General features: G+C 46.9%; 18 protein-coding genes and 1 tRNA gene. 17 read left to right on the forward strand and 2 right to left on the reverse strand.

Annotated elements, in window-relative coordinates; all coding sequences use genetic code 11:
• The first annotated feature begins 101 nt into the window (after nt 1–101).
• The 7 genes from ACLTL4_RS02130 to ACLTL4_RS02160 all read left to right on the forward strand — a co-directional run bounded on the left by ACLTL4_RS02130 (nt 102) and on the right by ACLTL4_RS02160 (nt 6,166).
• Nucleotides 102–175, forward strand: a tRNA-Pro gene (locus ACLTL4_RS02130).
• A gap of 416 nt (nt 176–591) precedes the next feature.
• Nucleotides 592–1,164 (forward strand): transglutaminase-like domain-containing protein, encoded by a 573-nt coding sequence (locus ACLTL4_RS02135; protein WP_412290350.1) that lies wholly within the window; start codon nt 592–594, stop codon nt 1,162–1,164.
• Nucleotides 1,165–1,179: 15 nt separating this feature from the next.
• A complete protein-coding gene (locus ACLTL4_RS02140) occupies nt 1,180–1,689 on the forward strand; it encodes a hypothetical protein (protein ID WP_412290348.1) in 510 nt (169 codons plus the stop codon).
• 17 nt (nt 1,690–1,706) lie between these two features.
• Nucleotides 1,707–3,113, forward strand: a complete 1,407-nt coding sequence (locus ACLTL4_RS02145; RefSeq protein ID WP_412290346.1) for an MBOAT family O-acyltransferase — start codon at nt 1,707–1,709, stop codon at nt 3,111–3,113.
• Nucleotides 3,114–3,122: 9 nt separating this feature from the next.
• Complete coding sequence (locus tag ACLTL4_RS02150; protein ID WP_412290344.1) at nt 3,123–4,529, forward strand: alginate O-acetyltransferase AlgX-related protein; 1,407 nt, start codon at nt 3,123–3,125, stop codon at nt 4,527–4,529.
• Nucleotides 4,530–4,627: 98 nt separating this feature from the next.
• Nucleotides 4,628–5,308 carry an SH3 domain-containing protein gene (locus ACLTL4_RS02155; RefSeq protein ID WP_412290342.1) on the forward strand — a complete coding sequence of 227 codons (681 nt, stop codon included), beginning with the start codon at nt 4,628–4,630 and terminating at the stop codon, nt 5,306–5,308.
• Nucleotides 5,309–5,356: 48 nt separating this feature from the next.
• Nucleotides 5,357–6,166 carry a transglutaminase domain-containing protein gene (locus tag ACLTL4_RS02160; RefSeq protein ID WP_412290340.1) on the forward strand — a complete coding sequence of 270 codons (810 nt, stop codon included), beginning with the start codon at nt 5,357–5,359 and terminating at the stop codon, nt 6,164–6,166.
• 114 nt (nt 6,167–6,280) lie between these two features.
• Here ACLTL4_RS02160 and ACLTL4_RS02165 read toward each other — a convergent pair whose 3' ends face one another.
• Both ACLTL4_RS02165 and ACLTL4_RS02170 read right to left on the reverse strand, forming a co-directional pair.
• Entirely contained in the window at nt 6,281–7,222 is a 942-nt protein-coding gene (locus tag ACLTL4_RS02165) for a transketolase family protein (RefSeq protein ID WP_412290338.1), read from the reverse strand.
• Nucleotides 7,210–8,046: a transketolase gene (locus ACLTL4_RS02170; protein ID WP_022119482.1), complete on the reverse strand. Its 837-nt coding sequence runs from the start codon at nt 8,044–8,046 to the stop codon at nt 7,210–7,212. Before ACLTL4_RS02170 ends, ACLTL4_RS02165 begins: the two co-directional genes overlap by 13 nt.
• Nucleotides 8,047–8,491: 445 nt before the next feature.
• Here ACLTL4_RS02170 and ACLTL4_RS02175 point away from each other — a divergent pair, with 445 nt between their 5' ends.
• The 10 genes from ACLTL4_RS02175 to ACLTL4_RS02220 all read left to right on the forward strand — a co-directional run.
• Nucleotides 8,492–8,827: a hypothetical protein gene (locus ACLTL4_RS02175; RefSeq protein ID WP_022119483.1), complete on the forward strand. Its 336-nt coding sequence runs from the start codon at nt 8,492–8,494 to the stop codon at nt 8,825–8,827.
• 15 nt (nt 8,828–8,842) lie between these two features.
• A complete protein-coding gene (locus ACLTL4_RS02180) occupies nt 8,843–9,316 on the forward strand; it encodes an acyl-CoA thioesterase (RefSeq protein WP_226911813.1) in 474 nt (157 codons plus the stop codon).
• A 24-nt stretch (nt 9,317–9,340) separates the two neighbouring features.
• Nucleotides 9,341–10,387 carry an L-threonylcarbamoyladenylate synthase gene (locus ACLTL4_RS02185; protein WP_215660935.1) on the forward strand — a complete coding sequence of 349 codons (1,047 nt, stop codon included), beginning with the start codon at nt 9,341–9,343 and terminating at the stop codon, nt 10,385–10,387.
• A gap of 3 nt (nt 10,388–10,390) precedes the next feature.
• Complete coding sequence (locus tag ACLTL4_RS02190; RefSeq protein WP_147631887.1) at nt 10,391–10,852, forward strand: phosphotyrosine protein phosphatase; 462 nt, start codon at nt 10,391–10,393, stop codon at nt 10,850–10,852.
• Nucleotides 10,846–11,277: a ribose 5-phosphate isomerase B gene (gene rpiB, locus ACLTL4_RS02195; RefSeq protein WP_147631888.1), complete on the forward strand. Its 432-nt coding sequence runs from the start codon at nt 10,846–10,848 to the stop codon at nt 11,275–11,277. The genes ACLTL4_RS02190 and rpiB overlap by 7 nt, the downstream gene beginning before the upstream one ends.
• 35 nt (nt 11,278–11,312) lie before the next feature.
• Entirely contained in the window at nt 11,313–11,942 is a 630-nt protein-coding gene (gene upp, locus ACLTL4_RS02200) for a uracil phosphoribosyltransferase (RefSeq protein WP_147631889.1), read from the forward strand.
• Nucleotides 11,943–11,984: 42 nt separating this feature from the next.
• Nucleotides 11,985–12,467 carry a deoxycytidylate deaminase gene (locus tag ACLTL4_RS02205; protein WP_147631890.1) on the forward strand — a complete coding sequence of 161 codons (483 nt, stop codon included), beginning with the start codon at nt 11,985–11,987 and terminating at the stop codon, nt 12,465–12,467.
• Nucleotides 12,468–12,537: 70 nt separating this feature from the next.
• Nucleotides 12,538–13,479, forward strand: coding sequence for an AAA family ATPase (locus ACLTL4_RS02210; RefSeq protein ID WP_022119489.1), 942 nt, complete (start codon nt 12,538–12,540; stop codon nt 13,477–13,479).
• Between the two features lie 12 nt (nt 13,480–13,491).
• A complete protein-coding gene (locus ACLTL4_RS02215; protein ID WP_412290333.1) occupies nt 13,492–14,586 on the forward strand; it encodes a DUF58 domain-containing protein in 1,095 nt (364 codons plus the stop codon).
• 3 nt (nt 14,587–14,589) lie between these two features.
• Nucleotides 14,590–16,429 (forward strand): transglutaminase-like domain-containing protein (locus ACLTL4_RS02220; RefSeq protein ID WP_412320183.1); only part of this gene is annotated, 1,840 nt, incomplete at its 3' end.

The raw sequence follows: 16,429 nt of genomic DNA on the forward strand, positions 1-16,429 counted from the left end.
TAAAATAAAAAAACAAAAAAATAAAAAAAACACTTGCATTTTGAAAAGAAAGATGATATATTAATGGAGCTGACGAAAACAGCAGAAAATAAAACAGAAAACGATGCGTGGCTCAGCTTGGTAGAGCGCTACGTTCGGGACGTAGAGGTCGCAGGTTCAAATCCTGTCGCATCGATTCCTTGGCAGGGGCGAGTCGAAAAATCTGGAAAGATTTTCGGCTTCTTTTTTTATTCTATGAGAGAATTGTGGGAGTACGAAGTACGGAACAATTCGTATGGATTCTTTTGACTCCAACATCATTTTGTAAATGAAAAACAGCAGTTGCATTTGTTTGAAATAAAATTCAAACAGATGCAACTTTTTTCTGTTTTTCGAAGTCTAATAAAAGCAGACGGTCATTCTGAGCATTTGCAGGCTACGGTAATTTTGTATCCATCAATGAGCGGGAAAAGTTATTTTTTGACACTCATGTATAGTGATTACTTGTTGAAATAAGCAGATATAACGTGATATAATAGGAAGGCTTCGGAAAAAGTTAAGAAACAGAAGCAAAAATTAAGAAATAAAATGGCTATACGAGGAGAAAAAAAGATGAAAAGAAACATGGCTGAAAAGCTGACAGCATCTATTCTTGCAGCGGTCCTGACCTTTGGTATGATGGCACCGCAGACGGCAATGACCGCAGAGGCAGCAGCAAAGAGCACGCTTGAAAAAGATGTTCAGAAACTTGTAAAGAAGAGCAAAGCAAAGAAAGAAAAGACACAGAAAAAGCAGCTGAAAAAACTGTTCCAGTATGTGGAGAAAAATTACGGCTATGCAAGGGCGATCGGCTTTAAAAACAGCAGAGGCTGGGAGAAAACATTTGCGGCAGAGATGATCAAAAACAAAAAGGGCAGCTGCTATCATTTTGCAGCCCTGTATGCATTTCTGGCAAAAGAATCCGGTGTGCAGGCAAGGATCTGCCTTGGCAGGACCAACGGCTTTAATAAAGCAAGATGGCAGGATCATGCATGGTGTGAAGTAAAAGTCGGAAAGAAATGGTATATCTGTGATCCGAACATGGATAAATTTGCAGCAAACAGCAAAGGCAAATATTTTATGAAGACGGTTTCCTCCATGAAATCAACGTTCAAAAAATCAAAAACGATCAAAGTAAATTTTTAAGAAAAGGAAGAACAAATGAAGAAAATAAAAATACTGATCGCAGCAGCAGTTCTGGGACTTGGCGTTACCGTAAGCAGCATTTCACCGGCAGCAGTTTCCATGCAGACGGCAGAAGCAGCCACGGTAAAACAGGGACTTGTAAAAGTGAAAAACAAGTATTATTACTATAATGCAAAAGGGAAAAAAGTAAAGAACAAATGGGTTACGGTGAAAGTAAAAGGCAAAAAGCAGAAATATTATTTCAATAAAAAGGGAGCTGCCCTGACCGGGACTGCGGCAGTGAAGAACCGTCTTTACTGTTTCGACAAAAAAGGCAGACTGAATCAGAAGAAGAGCAAAAAACTGGCAGCTTACAGGCAGAATTCCGATTTTGCAGGGCTGAAAGCACTGATCGGCGAGCCGAAAAAGGCAGAATATTTTGACAGCTGTATGGGAGCCGGCATGGACGGCATCTTAAAATATCAGGGATTTATCGTGTATACCTACAAAGAGAACGGCAAAGAGATCATTCAGGGCTTTGAATGATCCGGCGGAGGTAGAAAATGGTATTCAGTTCCCTTGTATTTTTATGTATCTTTTTGCCGATTGTATTTTTAGGACATACGATTCTTCCGGGGATCCGTGCGAAAAACGCCATGCTTCTGCTGGCAAGTCTGGTGTTTTATGCATACGGGGAACCGGTCTATGTAGTGCTGATGGTCGCATCTGCACTGTGTAATTATTTGTTTGCACTTTGGATCGAACGGTTTCAAGATCAGAAGAAATGGATCGTCAGTGTGGCGGTGATCCTGAATCTCGCACTTCTGGTGATCTTTAAATATGCAGGCTTTCTTACGGAGAGCGTGAATACGATGTTCGGGACGGGATTTCCGGTTCCGGACATTCGTCTGCCGATCGGTATTTCCTTTTTCACGTTTCAGGCGATGTCCTACGTGATCGATGTGTACCGTGGGGCAAACAAAGCTCAGAAAAATTTTGGAAAAGTGCTTTTGTACATATCCTTTTTCCCACAGCTGATCGCCGGTCCGATCGTCAAATATCACGATGTTGAGCAGGAAATCGAACACCGGACGCAGAGTGCCGATGGCGTAGCAAGAGGTATCCGCCGTTTTATTGCTGGTCTGTCAAAAAAAGTCCTGATCTCAAATGTGATGGGCATGACAGCAGATGCACTTTTTGGAGCAGCGGCCGGGACGCTCGGGGCAGCGACTGCATGGGTGGGAGCACTTTCCTATTTATTCCAGATTTATTTTGATTTCAGCGGCTACAGCGATATGGCGATCGGACTTGGATGGATGTTCGGATTTCATTTCAAGGAGAATTTCAACTATCCTTACAGTTCGACCAGCATCCGGGAATTCTGGAGAAGATGGCATATTTCCCTGTCCAGCTGGTTTCTGGAATATCTCTATATTCCGCTTGGCGGCAACCGAAAAGGCAAAGTGCGTACCTGCATCAATAAATTTATCGTATTTTTGTGTACCGGTATCTGGCATGGAGCCAACGTAACCTTCCTGTTCTGGGGCATTTATCATGGATGTTTCCTGATGCTGGAAGAATTTGTGCCGTTTTTCCGAAAAGAAGGCGGAAAGATCAAAACCGCAGTGATGCGTATTTATACGCTGCTTGTCGTTTGCATCGGTTTTGTCTTTTTCCGGGCAGATACGATGACACAGGGCGTGCAGTGGGTAAAAGCCATGTTTACCGGATTTTCAACGGGAGCGGCATCGACAAGCCTGGCACTGCAGCAGCTCACACCACTTTATCTTGTAACCTTTATAGTGGCATGCATTGCCTCCTTTCCGGTTTTTGAAAAGTGGAAAAGCGATGGCAGATATCAGGCATTCTATAACAATATGGCTTTTGTATGCAGTATCGTCGGACTTGTTTTATGCATGTTAAGTCTTGCGGGCGGCACGTACAATCCGTTCATTTATTTCAGATTTTAGGAGGAACTTATGAAGAAAAAAGGAAACATGATCTATGTCGGATTTTTCTTTGTTCTGTGTCTGATCCCAAGTGTCGGTATGCTGCTTCCGCAGACCCAGGGCAGTGCCACGGAGAACCGCAAACTTGCCATCTGGCCGCAGCTTCGCACGGAAGAAGGATGGAATACCGATTTCCTCTCCGAGGCAGGAGAATATTTCCAGGATCACTTTGGATTCCGTCAGCAGCTTGTCACGGCAAATGCACTGATAAATGGAAAAATATTTGGTGTATCCACAGCCGACGGCGTGATCCAGGGCAAGAACGGCTGGCTGTATTATAAAGATTCCTTAAGCGATTACCTTGGCACAGAGCCGATGAGCGAACGGGCACTTTTCAATGTAGCACATACGCTCAGTATGATGCAGGATTATACAGAAAAAAGCGGAGCGAAATTCCTTTTTACGATCGCTCCGAATAAAAATACGCTGTACGGTGAAAATATGCCGTACTACGACAGCATGATCGTTTCAGAAGATAAAAACATGGACCGGATCGAAGCGTATCTGGAAAAAGAAAATGTGAATTATGTCAATCTGAAAGAGATCTTGGAAAGTTCGGATGAAGTGCTTTATCACGAACGCGACTCGCACTGGAACAACAAAGGTGCGGCACTGGCAGGGGATGCACTGATGACAGCTCTTGACAAAGAGCATACGGATTATACGCAGGAAAGCTATGAAGAGTGCGTGGACTTTACCGGGGATCTCGATGAGATGCTCTACCCGCTGGCACTGACCGAAGAAAAAGAGATTTATTACGACAAGGCAGATGTCTTTGCCTATGTCGGGGAAGTGGAGAGCAATTTTGATCCGAAGATCACAACGGTAAATCCGGGCAGCACGGGAAGTCTGGTGATGTACCGCGATTCCTTTGGAAATGCGATCCTTCCGTTTTTTGCAAACAGCTATGCAAACGCCTACTTTTCCAGAGGTATCCCTTATCAGATGACCGATCTTGCGGAGCATCAGGCCGATACTGTGATCGTGGAGCGTGCAGAGCGATTTCTGCCGGAAATGGCAGAAAATCCGCCGCAGATGGAGGCACCGCAGCTGACGGTCGGAGCAGTTATGGAGCCGGAAATGGAAGAAAATGCACGGGGCACAGTCACCGCAGAAGTGCAGGGAGATTTGGTTAAAGTCAGCGGTCTTGTGGATGAGGCGATTCTGGATACGGATTCCAGGATCGCAATTCGCAGAAACGGGGGCGATACCTTTGAAGCATTTCCGCTGACACTTGGGCAGGAAGACGGAAGCAGCTCAGATTATGGATTCCTTGCTTATTTTGCAGCAGACAGCTGGATGCAGGATCAGGAACAGATCGAGGTTCTGATCGAAAAAGACGGAATCTGGATCTTGGTCGGAACACAGAGTTTATAAAAGGTAAATGTGAGATGAGTCCCGCTTTTGCAGGCGGAAAGTAAGAATGCCCGAGACATTCTTGAACAGATGTAAAACAGAAGAAAAGGAGAAACACAATGAGAAGAAAATGGATGGCAGCACTTTGCGTAGCATCTCTGTCAATGGCTATGATGACAGGATGTGGAAATGGCAGCACACAGGAAACAGCAAAAGAAACACAGACAGAGACGCAGACACAGGCAGAAACACAGAGCGAAACACAGACAGAGACGGCATCCGAGACGGAAAAAGCCACTGAGACGGAAAGCGAAACAGCCAAAGCAGAAAAAGCAGCCGAGACAGAAGCAAAAGAAAAGACCATGTATGTATCCGGCGATGTGTATATGCGTGAAGCAGCAGACAAGGATGCAAAAGCAGTGACCGTTCTGGCAACCGGAAAAGAAATTACTGTTCTCGGAGAAGAAGGCGACTGGTATCAGGTCAAAGTCGATGACAAAGAAGGTTATGTAGTTAAGAAATATATCACCGATTCGAAAGAAGAGGCAGAAGCAGCTGCCAAAGCAAAACAGGATGCAGAAGAAGCTGCGGCAGCTCAGCAGGCAGCAGAAGCAGCAGCCCAGCAGGCGGCAGAACAGGCAGCCCAGCAGGCAGCTCAGCAGGCTTCACAGTCCGCAGGCAGCACGGCAGGCGGCAAGACGGAAGTGAGCCGTCAGGCTTATGATGACTGCGACGGAAGCGGTCATGGTTACTACGAGATCACGTATTCTGACGGAAGTACGGCGATTGAAGAGTACTAAAGTGTCTGACGGAAAGCACAGAGCATGATCAGGAAAGGAAAGATAAAGATGAAAAGCGAAAGAAGAAAAGCAGGTTTTATAAAGATGCTGCTTCTGGTGCTGACATTGGCAGTATTTATGCCGGTAAGTGCAAATGCGGCACCAAAAACAAATCAGTGGGTAAACAAAGGCGGATATCGCTATTACTACAATCAGAAGGGCAAAAAAGTAAAGAATAAAGTAAAGCAGATCGGAAAATTCAGGTATTCGTTTGATAAGAAGGGAAGAATGCAGACCGGCTGGCAGATTTTCGGCAGCAAAAAAGCATATTTTTCCAAGAAGAGCGGAAGAATGCAGGTCAATAAAAAAGTAGACGGTGTCAAGATCGGAAAAAGTGGCTATGTAAAACGGAGCAAGACGGAGCTGAAGGAACAGAAAGCCCTGGAGAAAGCCAAGCAGATTCTTGCTAAGATCACAACTTCTAAAATGAGTAAGAGCCAGAAGCTTTACGCAGCTTTTCAGTATATGACAAGCCGTGCGAATTTCAGTTACCGTACCTGGAGAGGATTCTCTGTGTATGACGGATGGGAATACGACTATGCCCTGGAAATGTACGAAAAGAGAGCCGGGAACTGCTACAATTTTGCATGTGGATTTGCCATGCTCGCCAAAGCAATCGGCTATCAGCCACAGGTCATTGCCGGCCGTGTCCCGGGCGGCGTAGATGGTGCACCGGATGGGTTTACCAGACATTCTTTGGTCAAGATCAACGGACTTTACTATGATCCGGAGGCACAGTTTGACGGTTGGGCAAGGGGCGTTTACGGACTTGGCTACTATCCGATGTATCTGCAGATTCTTTCTATCCGAACTATCTAAAATAAAAAGTATTTTACACAGACAGACCGAAAAACAGAAAAATAAAAACGACTTTCCGAATGGAAAAACCATAGCGGAAAGTCGTTTTTGTTTTTTTCCTTTTGTTTAAAGAGTTTACGCAAGAAAAGCTTTTACTTTCTTGTAGATGCTCTCTGCATCCAGACCGTATTTTTTCACCAGCTGTACTGCAGGACCGGACTCGCCGTATACATCGTTGACACCGATTTTCAATACCGGAGTCGGATAGTTTGCACAGAGTGTGTCGCATACCGCACTGCCGAGTCCGCCGATGATGGAGTGTTCTTCAACGGTAACCACTTTTTTGCATTCTTTTGCGGAAGCGACTACCAGCTCTTCGTCGAGCGGTTTGATCGTGTGGATGTTGATGACTTTGGCATTGATGCCGTCTGCTGCGAGCATTTCTGCGGCCTGCATGCTTTCATAAACTTCCAGACCGGTTGCAAAGATCGCAACATCGCTGCCTTCACGAAGGACAACACCTTTGCCGAGCTCAAATTTATAGGTACTCTCATCATTGAATACCGGGATTGCCAGACGGCCGAAACGCATATAAACCGGACCGACATATTCATAAGCAGCTTTTACGGCAGCTTTTGCTTCCACATCATCGGCAGGGTTGATGATCACCATGCCCGGGATCGTACGCATCAGGGCAATATCTTCGTTGCACTGATGTGTAGCACCGTCTTCGCCGACAGAAATACCGGCGTGTGTAGCACCGATCTTGACATTCAGATGCGGATAGCCGATGGAATTGCGGATCTGTTCAAAAGCACGGCCTGCTGCGAACATGGCAAAAGAACTTGCAAACGGGACTTTTCCGGTGGCAGCAAGACCGGCTGCAACGCCCATCATATTGCCCTCTGCGATACCGCAGTCGATGTGTCTTTCTGGGAATACTTTCTGGAAAATAGCGGTTTTGGTAGCTCCGGCAAGGTCGGCATCCAGTACAACCAGATCTTCATGTTCTTTTCCGATTTCAACAAGAGCATTTCCGTAGCTCTCTCTTGTAGCGATTTTCTTTACTTCTGACATAATGCTTCACCTGCTTTCTCAAGTTCTTCCATAGCGAGTTTGTACTGTTCATCGTTTGGAGCAACACCATGCCAGGAAGCCTGATCTTCCATGAAGGAGACTCCTTTTCCTTTGATGGTCTTTGCGATGATGGCAGTCGGCTGTCCTTTTACGGTGCGAGCCTCATCAAAAGCCTGTTTCAGTGCATCAAAGTCGTGCCCGTCTACGTTGATCACATGGAAACGGAACGCTTCGAATTTTTTGTCGATCGGGTAAGGAGAGTTTACATCGTCGATCTTACCGTCAATCTGCAGACCGTTGTTGTCTACGATCACAACCAGGTTGTCCAGTTTTCTGTGGGCTGCAAGCATGGCTGCCTCCCATACCTGTCCTTCCTGGATCTCGCCGTCACCAAGCAGTGTATATACACGGTAATCATCGCCGGAGAGTTTGGCAGAGATTGCCATACCAACGGCAGCGGAAACACCCTGTCCAAGAGAACCGGTTGACATATCAACACCAGGGATATGTTTCATATCCGGATGACCCTGAAGATAAGAACCAATGTGACGCAGTGTCTTTAAATCTTCCACCGGGAAATATCCACGGTTTGCAAGAGCTGCGTAATAACCAGGTGCAGCATGTCCTTTGGAAAGGACGAAACGATCGCGATCCGGTTTTTTCGGATTTTTCGGATCTATATTTAATTCTTCAAAAAAAAGATAACTGTAAATGTCTGCTGCGGATAAAGAACCGCCCGGATGACCGGATTTTGCAGAATAAACGCCGGTGATTGCACCTTTGCGGATTTCATTTGCAGTTTTCATAAGCTCTGACTTGTTCATGGTGTCCTCCTAATTCAGTATTTTGTACCAAAAACGCCCTGCGGGCGTAACAATAACCGGAGTTCATTATAAACAAGGAAACAGGGTTCGTCAACAATTCTTCACAAGAATGTACACACTTTCCTGCTGTTTTGTTTAGAATGTTTGGAAATGATTTAGAATTTCATAACAATACTTTCACCGTTCGAACACACTTTATTCACAGAATGCCGTTATGATAGTACTTGTACAAAGGTTCATTCCTTTTTTACATATATTTCATTTTTTCTCTTTCCTAATGCCAGACTTGTAACAAGTCTGGCTTCCTTTTTATTTCACAAAAAATAGGGTTTTGCACAGGGCTTTCTTGTGTTATAATAAAAAAAGCGTAAAACAACGATACCGGGAGCACAAAGCACAGAATGATTCACAGGTATCATAACATCAAAAAGCAGGAGGAACAAATATGCAGGTATTATATAAAGATGAAGAAGGATTTCTGGCAGTTATGGAAGTGACCAAAGCTGCCTATATTGAAGACGAAGAACTCATGGAGATCTGCGGCCCGGAGGAAGACATCGCAGTTGCCATCGATGCAAAATCAGCAGAAAAAGCGATCCGTGAGCTGTATGCTAACGGCAAGGCAGATTTAAGTGCCTATGAATATCAGGACAGAGACTTTGATGACGACGATTTTGATGATGATGACGAAGACGATGAGGATGACCTGTTTGATCGCATGATCGATATGGATTTCCGTACCCTTGGCAAAGATGGCGTGATCTTCAGAGACGACGAATAATCCGGGGTGATCATTTTGGATAAGAAAAAAAGAGTTCAGGATTCTATGACAGAGCAGACGTATCTTCTGATGCACCGCCATATCAATGGATATGGAAGGCTTTTCGGCGGACAGCTGATGCAGTGGATCGATGAACTGGCAGGGATCGTTTCCATGCGGCATGCGGGAGGACGGATCACGACGGCCAGCATTGACAACCTCAACTTCAAAGCCGGAGCTTATTTAAATGATACGATCGTTCTGATCGGACGTATCACTTATGTGGGACGCACTTCGATGGAGGTACGTGTCGATACTTATGTCGAGGATCTTGAAGGAATGCGTCGCGTGATCAACCGTGCCTATGTGGTGATGGTGGCGATCGACGAGGAGGGACATGCAGTGGAAGTCCCGGGACTGATCGTTGAGAGCGAGAGTGAAAAGGCAGAGTGGGAAGCAGGACAGAAACGCTATGCACTCCGCAAACAGAGACGCAGAGAAGGTTTTTAGAAGAAAAAGGACGGAAGCAGGATTATGAAGACAATCACAGCGAACATAAAAGAAGGGATCGATCAGGAGATCATTACAGAAGCCGGCGGCATCTTAAAAGACGGCGGTCTTGTGGCGTTTCCGACGGAGACGGTATACGGACTTGGCGGCAATGCACTGGATGAACAGGCGGCGGAGAAAATTTACGCTGCGAAGGGAAGACCTTCCGACAATCCTCTTATCGTACATATTGCAGAATTTGAAGCATTAAACAAAATTGCGGCAGAAATTCCAGAAGAAGCAAAAATGCTGGCGGATGCCTTCTGGCCGGGACCGCTTACGATGATTTTTCAAAAGACGGATCTGGTTCCGATGGGGACGACAGGCGGATTGAATACGGTCGCAGTGCGTATGCCGGATCATCCGGTGGCACTGGCATTGATACGGGCAGCGGGCGGTTATATCGCAGCACCGAGTGCCAACACTTCCGGAAGGCCAAGTCCGACCTGTGCGGCACATGTGCAGGAGGATCTGGACGGCAGGATCGAGATGATCCTTGACGGAGGTCCGGTAGGGATCGGGCTGGAGTCTACGATCGTAGATTTGAGCGAGGGCGTTCCGACGATCCTGCGTCCGGGCTATATCAATCAGCAGATGTTAGAAGAAGTGATCGGAAAGACGGAGATCGACCGTGCGATCCTCTCGGATGACAGCGGCATCAAACCAAAGGCACCGGGCATGAAGTACCGTCACTATGCACCGAAGGCAAGTCTGACGATCGTTGAGGGAGAGCAGGAAAAGGTTACGGCAAAGATCAACGAACTGTTAAAAGAAGGAGAAGCGGCAGGCGAGAAGATCGGCGTGATCGCTTCAACGGAGACAGCAGCAGACTACCTGGGCGGAATTGTCCGCACGATCGGCAGCCGCAGCGATGAGCTCAGCATTTCACGCCATCTGTTTGGCATATTAAGAGATTTTGACACGCTTCAGGTGGATCGCATCTATTCAGAGAGTTTTGAGACACCGCAGATGGGGCAGGCGATCATGAACCGTCTGATGAAAGCAGCAGGCCATCAGGTGATGGAGGTATAGCCTATGAAGAAATACGACAGACTGATCTTTGTCAGCAACAGCGATACCTGCAGAGGACCGATGGCGGAAGCGATTCTGAAAAGCAAATTTCTGCTCTCAGAGCTGGAGGTGGAGTCCAGAGGACTTGTCGTGCTCTTTCCGGAGCCGGTCAATCAGAAAGCAGAAGCAATCCTGGCAAGCCACGGGCTGACCATGAAAGATCATACGGCGAAGATGCTGGAACAGGAAGATTTTGATGAGCGGACGCTGATCCTTGTGATGGAAGACGCTCTCAAACAGAGGATTTTCCAGGAGCATGAGAATGTTCAGAACACTTGGCAGCTTTCCGAATATATAAAAGAAGAAACTGATGTTACAGAACCGGTGGGCGGAAGTCTTGCGGACTACGGAGCCTGCTATGAGCTGCTTGACAGCATGATCAGCAGCCTGGTTGTTGTGTTGAATGAGGAGGAACTACTATGTTAGCACTTGGATGTGACCACGGCGGTTACGAACTGATGCAGGAAGTAAAGAAGCATCTGGAAAACAGAGGAATTGCATACCACGATTTCGGCTGCAGCAGCACAGAGTCGGTAGATTACCCGATCTACGGCAAAAAAGTGGCAGAGGCTGTTGCAAGAGGAGAATTTGAGAAAGGAATCCTGATCTGCGGAACCGGAATCGGTATTTCCATCGCAGCCAACAAGGTAAAAGGCATCCGTGCTGCACTTTGCACCGACTGCTTCTGTGCAGAGGCAACGAGACTGCACAACGATGCCAACATTCTGGCAATGGGCGGCCGCGTGGTAGGTCCGGGACTTGCCCTGAAGATCGTAGATACGTTCCTTGATACCCCATTTTCCGGGGATGAGCGTCACATCAGACGTATCGAAATGATCGAAGACAAATAAGAGAAAAGACAGGAAGTAAGAATGAGGAGAACGTTATGTCAAAAGTAAAAGTTATGGATCATCCGCTGATCCAGCATAAAATCGGGGTGATCAGAAGAAAAGACACCTGTAGCAAAGATTTCCGTACGATCATCAGTGAGATCGCAATGCTGATGTGCTATGAGGCAACCAGAGAACTGAAACTGACGGACGTAGAGATCGAAACACCGATCTGCACGGCAACCGTAAAAGAATTACAGGGTAAAAAACTGGCTGTTGTGCCGATCCTGAGAGCAGGTCTTGGCATGGTTGACGGTATGCTTTCCATCATTCCGTCCGCAAAGATCGGTCATATCGGTCTGTACCGTGATCCCAAAACACTGGAGCCGGTGGAATATTACTGCAAACTGCCGGCAGATTCTGAAGAGCGTGAAGTTTTTGTCGTAGACCCGATGCTGGCTACCGGCGGATCTGCAACCGCGGCGATCCAGATGCTCAAAGACAAAGGCGTAAAGCACATCCATTTCATGTGCATCATCGCAGCACCGGAAGGTGTAAAGAAGATGCAGGAATGTCATCCGGATGTGGATATGTACATCGGTGCATTGGATGAACAGCTCAATTCCCACGGCTATATCGTACCGGGACTTGGCGATGCAGGAGACCGTATCTTCGGCACAAAATAGACGTTGCCTGAGTCTGACGGAGAACGTCATTTGGAGGAAAGTATGGACAAAAGAACCGACTATATTTCCTGGGACGAGTATTTTATGGGGGTTGCACATCTTGCGGCACTCAGATCCAAAGATCCAAATACACAGGTTGGCTGCTGTATTGTGAGCGAGGATAATAAAATCCTGTCCATTGGATATAATGGATTTCCAAAGGGATGTTCTGATGATGAATTCCCGTGGAGAAGAGAAGGAGATCCGTACGATACCAAGTATTTTTATACAACGCACAGCGAACTCAATGCAATCCTCAATTACCGGGGAGGCAGCCTGGAGGGAGCAAAGCTTTATGTTTCGCTCTTTCCGTGCAACGAGTGTGCCAAAGCGATCATTCAGTGCGGGATCCGAACCGTAGTATACGACTGCGATAAATACGATGGTACGCCGAGCGTGCGTGCATCCAAACGTATGATGAATGCGGCAGGCGTGCGGTATTATAAATATCAGAAAACCGGAAGAAATATTGAAATTTCAGTATAATGTGACAAAAATGCCGCAGGACAATCTCATAGAGAAGAGAGGGTTCTGTGGCATTTTTCAGGAGGAAACTATGTATCTGGTAAATGCATTAAATGTAATTGACGAAGTCAAAAAAGCAGTCATTGGAAAAGATTCCTGCGTGGAAATGGTGATGATGGCCATTCTTGCGAGGGGACACATTCTGATCGAGGATATCCCGGGTGTGGGAAAGACCACGATGGCACTGGCATTTTCAAGGGCATGTGCCATGAGCCAGAACCGTGTGCAGTTCACACCGGATGTGCTGCCGGCAGATATCACAGGATTTTCCATTTACCGCAAGGACACCGGCAAATTCGAGTACCAGCCGGGGGCGGTGATGTGCAACCTGCTTCTGGCAGACGAGATCAACCGTACATCCCCGAAAACACAGTCCGCACTGCTAGAAGTGATGGAAGAAGGAAATGTGACGGTGGATGGCATTACAAGAGAAGTGCCGAAGCCGTTCATCGTCATGGCGACACAGAACCCGATCGGCTCATCAGGAACACAGATGCTGCCGGAATCCCAGCTGGACCGCTTTATGATCTGTATTTCCATGGGCTACCCGGATATCCGAAACGAAATTGCCATTTTAAAAGACCACAGAAGCGGCAGTCCGGTAGATCGCATTTCACCGGTGATCCAGATGAACGATCTGCTGACAATGCAGGAAGAAGTCGACAAAATCTTTATCCATGATGTGATCTACAATTATATTGCAGAGCTGATCGCAAAGACCAGACAGCATCCGATGCTGGAGCTTGGTGTAAGCCCACGAGGAACGATCGCTCTGGCGGGGATGATCAAGGCGGCTGCTTATCTGGCGGGAAGAAATTATGTCGTGCCAAACGATGTGGAGAAGGTATTTCTGGCAGTCAACCATCACCGAATCCGTTTAAACTCCAAGGCAAGAGCCAACCATGTGACAGCAGAAGGAGTTCTGGAAGAGATTTTCGCCGGCGTGGCAAAACCATCACCGAAAAAGAATTAGCGGAGGTATGGTATGATAAGAAAAGTATGGTATATGATATTGGTTCTTATCACGATATATCTGGAGATCATGTATGACAGCACCTGGATGCTTGCGATGCTGGCATTTGAACTGCTTCTGGCAGCAGTTATGTTTCTGATGTCCTGGTATCTTAAGCTGCATATCCGTGTATGGCTGGATATGAAAGTGCCGGTATCTGCAAAGAAGCAGACGTTTGAGATGGAGCTTCATATAAAAAACAGCGGACTGCTGCCGGTATCTGCTGTATATACCATTCTGGAATGTGAGAACCGCAGCGGCGGATGCAGTGAAAAAAGGATCGTGGATGAGAGTGTGGCGGCAAAAGCGGAAAAAACGATAAAAATCAGTGCAAAAGCAGATTACTGCGGTAAAATGGTCTTTTCACTCAAAAAAGTGCAGGTGAGTGATTATCTGCATCTTTTTGCAAGAAAGGTCAGAGTACGGTCTCAGATAAATGTTAATGTATTGCCTGATATCCACACGTTTCCGGTGGAGGTTTCCATGAAAACCAGAAATTTTCCGGTGGAAGGCGATGAATATGAGAAGGAGCGAAGCGGGGATGATCCGTCCGAGATTTTTCAGATCCGCGCATTCCGACCGGGAGACCGGATGCAGCAGATTCACTGGAAAAGCAGTGCAAGAAGCGGCGAGCTGATGACAAAAGAATACAGTATGCCGTGCGGCTGCAAGGTATTGCTTCTTTTGGAGCTTAGTCAGAAAGAAGGCGGTGCAAAAAGAGCAGATCACTTTTTTGAGCTGGCGGCTTCGCTTTGTTTTTCCATGCTTGAGGCAGAATGTCCGCATTTTGTGGCGTGGTACGATGAAAAAGAAGGACAGATCCGGCGTCATGCAGTGAAAAAAGAACAGGATCTCTACGAAATGCTGGATCTTCTGATGCAGGACTCCTTTTATAAGCAGGAATATGATGTGAAAGCAGCTTATTTTTCCTCCTATCCGGAAGGAACTTACAGCACCGTTCTGATTCTGGACAAAGAAGGAAATCTGCAAAGAGACGAAGAAGATACCGTAACATTTGGAGAAGAGGAGTTGAAAGAGAGCCTTTCAGGCTTTGTATTGGAAGTGTAAGATATGAAAAAAAGAAAAAAAGATACAGGCCTCTCTTTGCAGGCAAGTATCTCCGAAAAAGAAAAGAGAACGGTAACATCCGGATTTCTTGCGATCGTTCCGGTCTGCTATATGATCCTTGGTGTTTTCGGATGGATGAAGACGGCTCTTGGAATCATAAACGTTGTGTATGATGCGGATCTGCTGTATGGTGTGCTGCTGGCAGCCGGGATCTGGATGGGCATACTCTATCTGATGAAAAAAAGGCAGTTTCTGCTGCTTTTGCTCACACTGGCGGTCACGCCCATTCTTGTGTGGATGCGTTTTTCCGTGATCCTAGAAGGATTCGCGGAGATCAGCAGGGTTTTCCAGTCAGGAATGACAGTGCCTGGGGGTGTTTATCAGGGGATCGGTAGTGAATATGAGATCACCTGTGCCCTGATCGTGGTCGTTTTTTTGCTGTATGATCTGTTTTTTATCTGTCTGAGCACAGAAATCGGCAAATATCTGGCGGTCTTACTTCTGGTGCTTCCATTCTGTGCGGCATTTGTTTTCGGACAGGTTCCGGATGGCATGGGGACATTCTGTATGCTGCTGTGTGCACTGGGACTGATCGCATCCTCCGCAGAAGAACACGACAGGCAGCGAAATGGCAGTGCTTTCTTTCTGGGGATTCTATCGCTGCTGTTGCTCTTGATCGGATTTTCAGCCGGAAAATCCCTTCTGGAGCCGCTTTTTGAGGGAAAAGAACAGACGAGAGCCAGGATCCAGCAGACGTCCTTTATAAAAGAGATCGAGAAATGGACGGCTCCGCTTCAGAGCCAGATGCCACAAATAGCATCCGGCGGCGTGAGCGAAGGTACGATCAACGATGCTGATTTTTTCCTGAATACAGGCGAAGTGCTTTTTTCAGTCAGCCAGGATCAGCAGCCGCAGGGCAGCCTCTATCTGAAAGTGTACACCGGTACGAAATACTCGAATAGCAGGTGGAAAGCAAACGACGATCCGGAAGAGAAAGCAGAAATTTTCTGCCAGAGAGCGGCAGCCTGGTCGAATACACAGGGATATGATGGGGCAGTCCGTCTGACAGTTGGCTTTCCACAGGGGAAAAGCGATGCCAGTCATCCCTACGCTCCTTATTTTTCCCAGGGTATGTCTGATGACGGCACAGAAAAGGAATATCGTTATTATCCAATCGAGAGAATTGCATATCTTTTCACTGAACCGGCTGACAGCCTGACGGACGATTACCGCGACTATGTGTATCAGCATTATCTGGATTATCCGACAAAGGGAACAGAGCGGATGCAGCAGTTTGTGGCGGACAATCCAGGGGCGGATATCGAGGAAATCTGCAATATCGTGCGGACGTTTCTCGATGAGAGTGCTGTTTATAATCCACAGGTCGGACGTTTTCCGAAAAATCAGAATTTTGCAGAATATTTCCTGTTTGAAAAACACGAAGGGTACTGCGTGCATTTTGCGACGGCAGCTGTGCTTCTGATGCGGATGTACGGCATCCCGGCACGTTATGCGACCGGATTTGCCATTCCGGCAGCCGATTTTGACTGGCAGGATGGAGCCGGATGGCTCGCAAATGTAGAAGACAGCAGGTCACATGCCTGGGCAGAAATTTATACGGACTACTATGGCTGGATTCCATTTGAGACAACGCCGTCCTATGATTCCGGTGCAGATTTATCCTACTATGGCGAAAGTCCGCAGGAAAAACAGCAGCAGAGCGAAGAAGTGGCGTCCCGTCTGGAAACACAGCAGACAGAGAGTATGGATACAGAAGATGGAACGCAGAACAACGATAAAAATGAGGATCAGACTCCGGATACGAGGAAACAAAGTGCAGACC

The organism is Hominisplanchenecus sp. (assembly GCF_046967715.1).
GTDB lineage: Bacteria > Bacillota > Clostridia > Lachnospirales > Lachnospiraceae > Hominisplanchenecus > Hominisplanchenecus faecis.

Bases quoted from the DNA above. Each gene is read 5' to 3' on its own strand.
- ACLTL4_RS02135 (WP_412290350.1), top strand. From the start codon at position 592: ATGAAAAGAAACATGGCTGAAAAGCTGACAGCATCTATTCTTGCAGCG.
- ACLTL4_RS02140 (WP_412290348.1), top strand. From the start codon at position 1,180: ATGAAGAAAATAAAAATACTGATCGCAGCAGCAGTTCTGGGACTTGGC.
- ACLTL4_RS02145 (WP_412290346.1), top strand. From the start codon at position 1,707: ATGGTATTCAGTTCCCTTGTATTTTTATGTATCTTTTTGCCGATTGTA.
- ACLTL4_RS02150 (WP_412290344.1), top strand. From the start codon at position 3,123: ATGAAGAAAAAAGGAAACATGATCTATGTCGGATTTTTCTTTGTTCTG.
- ACLTL4_RS02155 (WP_412290342.1), top strand. From the start codon at position 4,628: ATGAGAAGAAAATGGATGGCAGCACTTTGCGTAGCATCTCTGTCAATG.
- ACLTL4_RS02160 (WP_412290340.1), top strand. From the start codon at position 5,357: ATGAAAAGCGAAAGAAGAAAAGCAGGTTTTATAAAGATGCTGCTTCTG.
- ACLTL4_RS02165 (WP_412290338.1), bottom strand. From the start codon at position 7,222: ATGTCAGAAGTAAAGAAAATCGCTACAAGAGAGAGCTACGGAAATGCT.
- ACLTL4_RS02170 (WP_022119482.1), bottom strand. From the start codon at position 8,046: ATGAACAAGTCAGAGCTTATGAAAACTGCAAATGAAATCCGCAAAGGT.
- ACLTL4_RS02175 (WP_022119483.1), top strand. From the start codon at position 8,492: ATGCAGGTATTATATAAAGATGAAGAAGGATTTCTGGCAGTTATGGAA.
- ACLTL4_RS02185 (WP_215660935.1), top strand. From the start codon at position 9,341: ATGAAGACAATCACAGCGAACATAAAAGAAGGGATCGATCAGGAGATC.
- ACLTL4_RS02190 (WP_147631887.1), top strand. From the start codon at position 10,391: ATGAAGAAATACGACAGACTGATCTTTGTCAGCAACAGCGATACCTGC.
- rpiB (WP_147631888.1), top strand. From the start codon at position 10,846: ATGTTAGCACTTGGATGTGACCACGGCGGTTACGAACTGATGCAGGAA.
- upp (WP_147631889.1), top strand. From the start codon at position 11,313: ATGTCAAAAGTAAAAGTTATGGATCATCCGCTGATCCAGCATAAAATC.
- ACLTL4_RS02205 (WP_147631890.1), top strand. From the start codon at position 11,985: ATGGACAAAAGAACCGACTATATTTCCTGGGACGAGTATTTTATGGGG.
- ACLTL4_RS02210 (WP_022119489.1), top strand. From the start codon at position 12,538: ATGTATCTGGTAAATGCATTAAATGTAATTGACGAAGTCAAAAAAGCA.
- ACLTL4_RS02215 (WP_412290333.1), top strand. From the start codon at position 13,492: ATGATAAGAAAAGTATGGTATATGATATTGGTTCTTATCACGATATAT.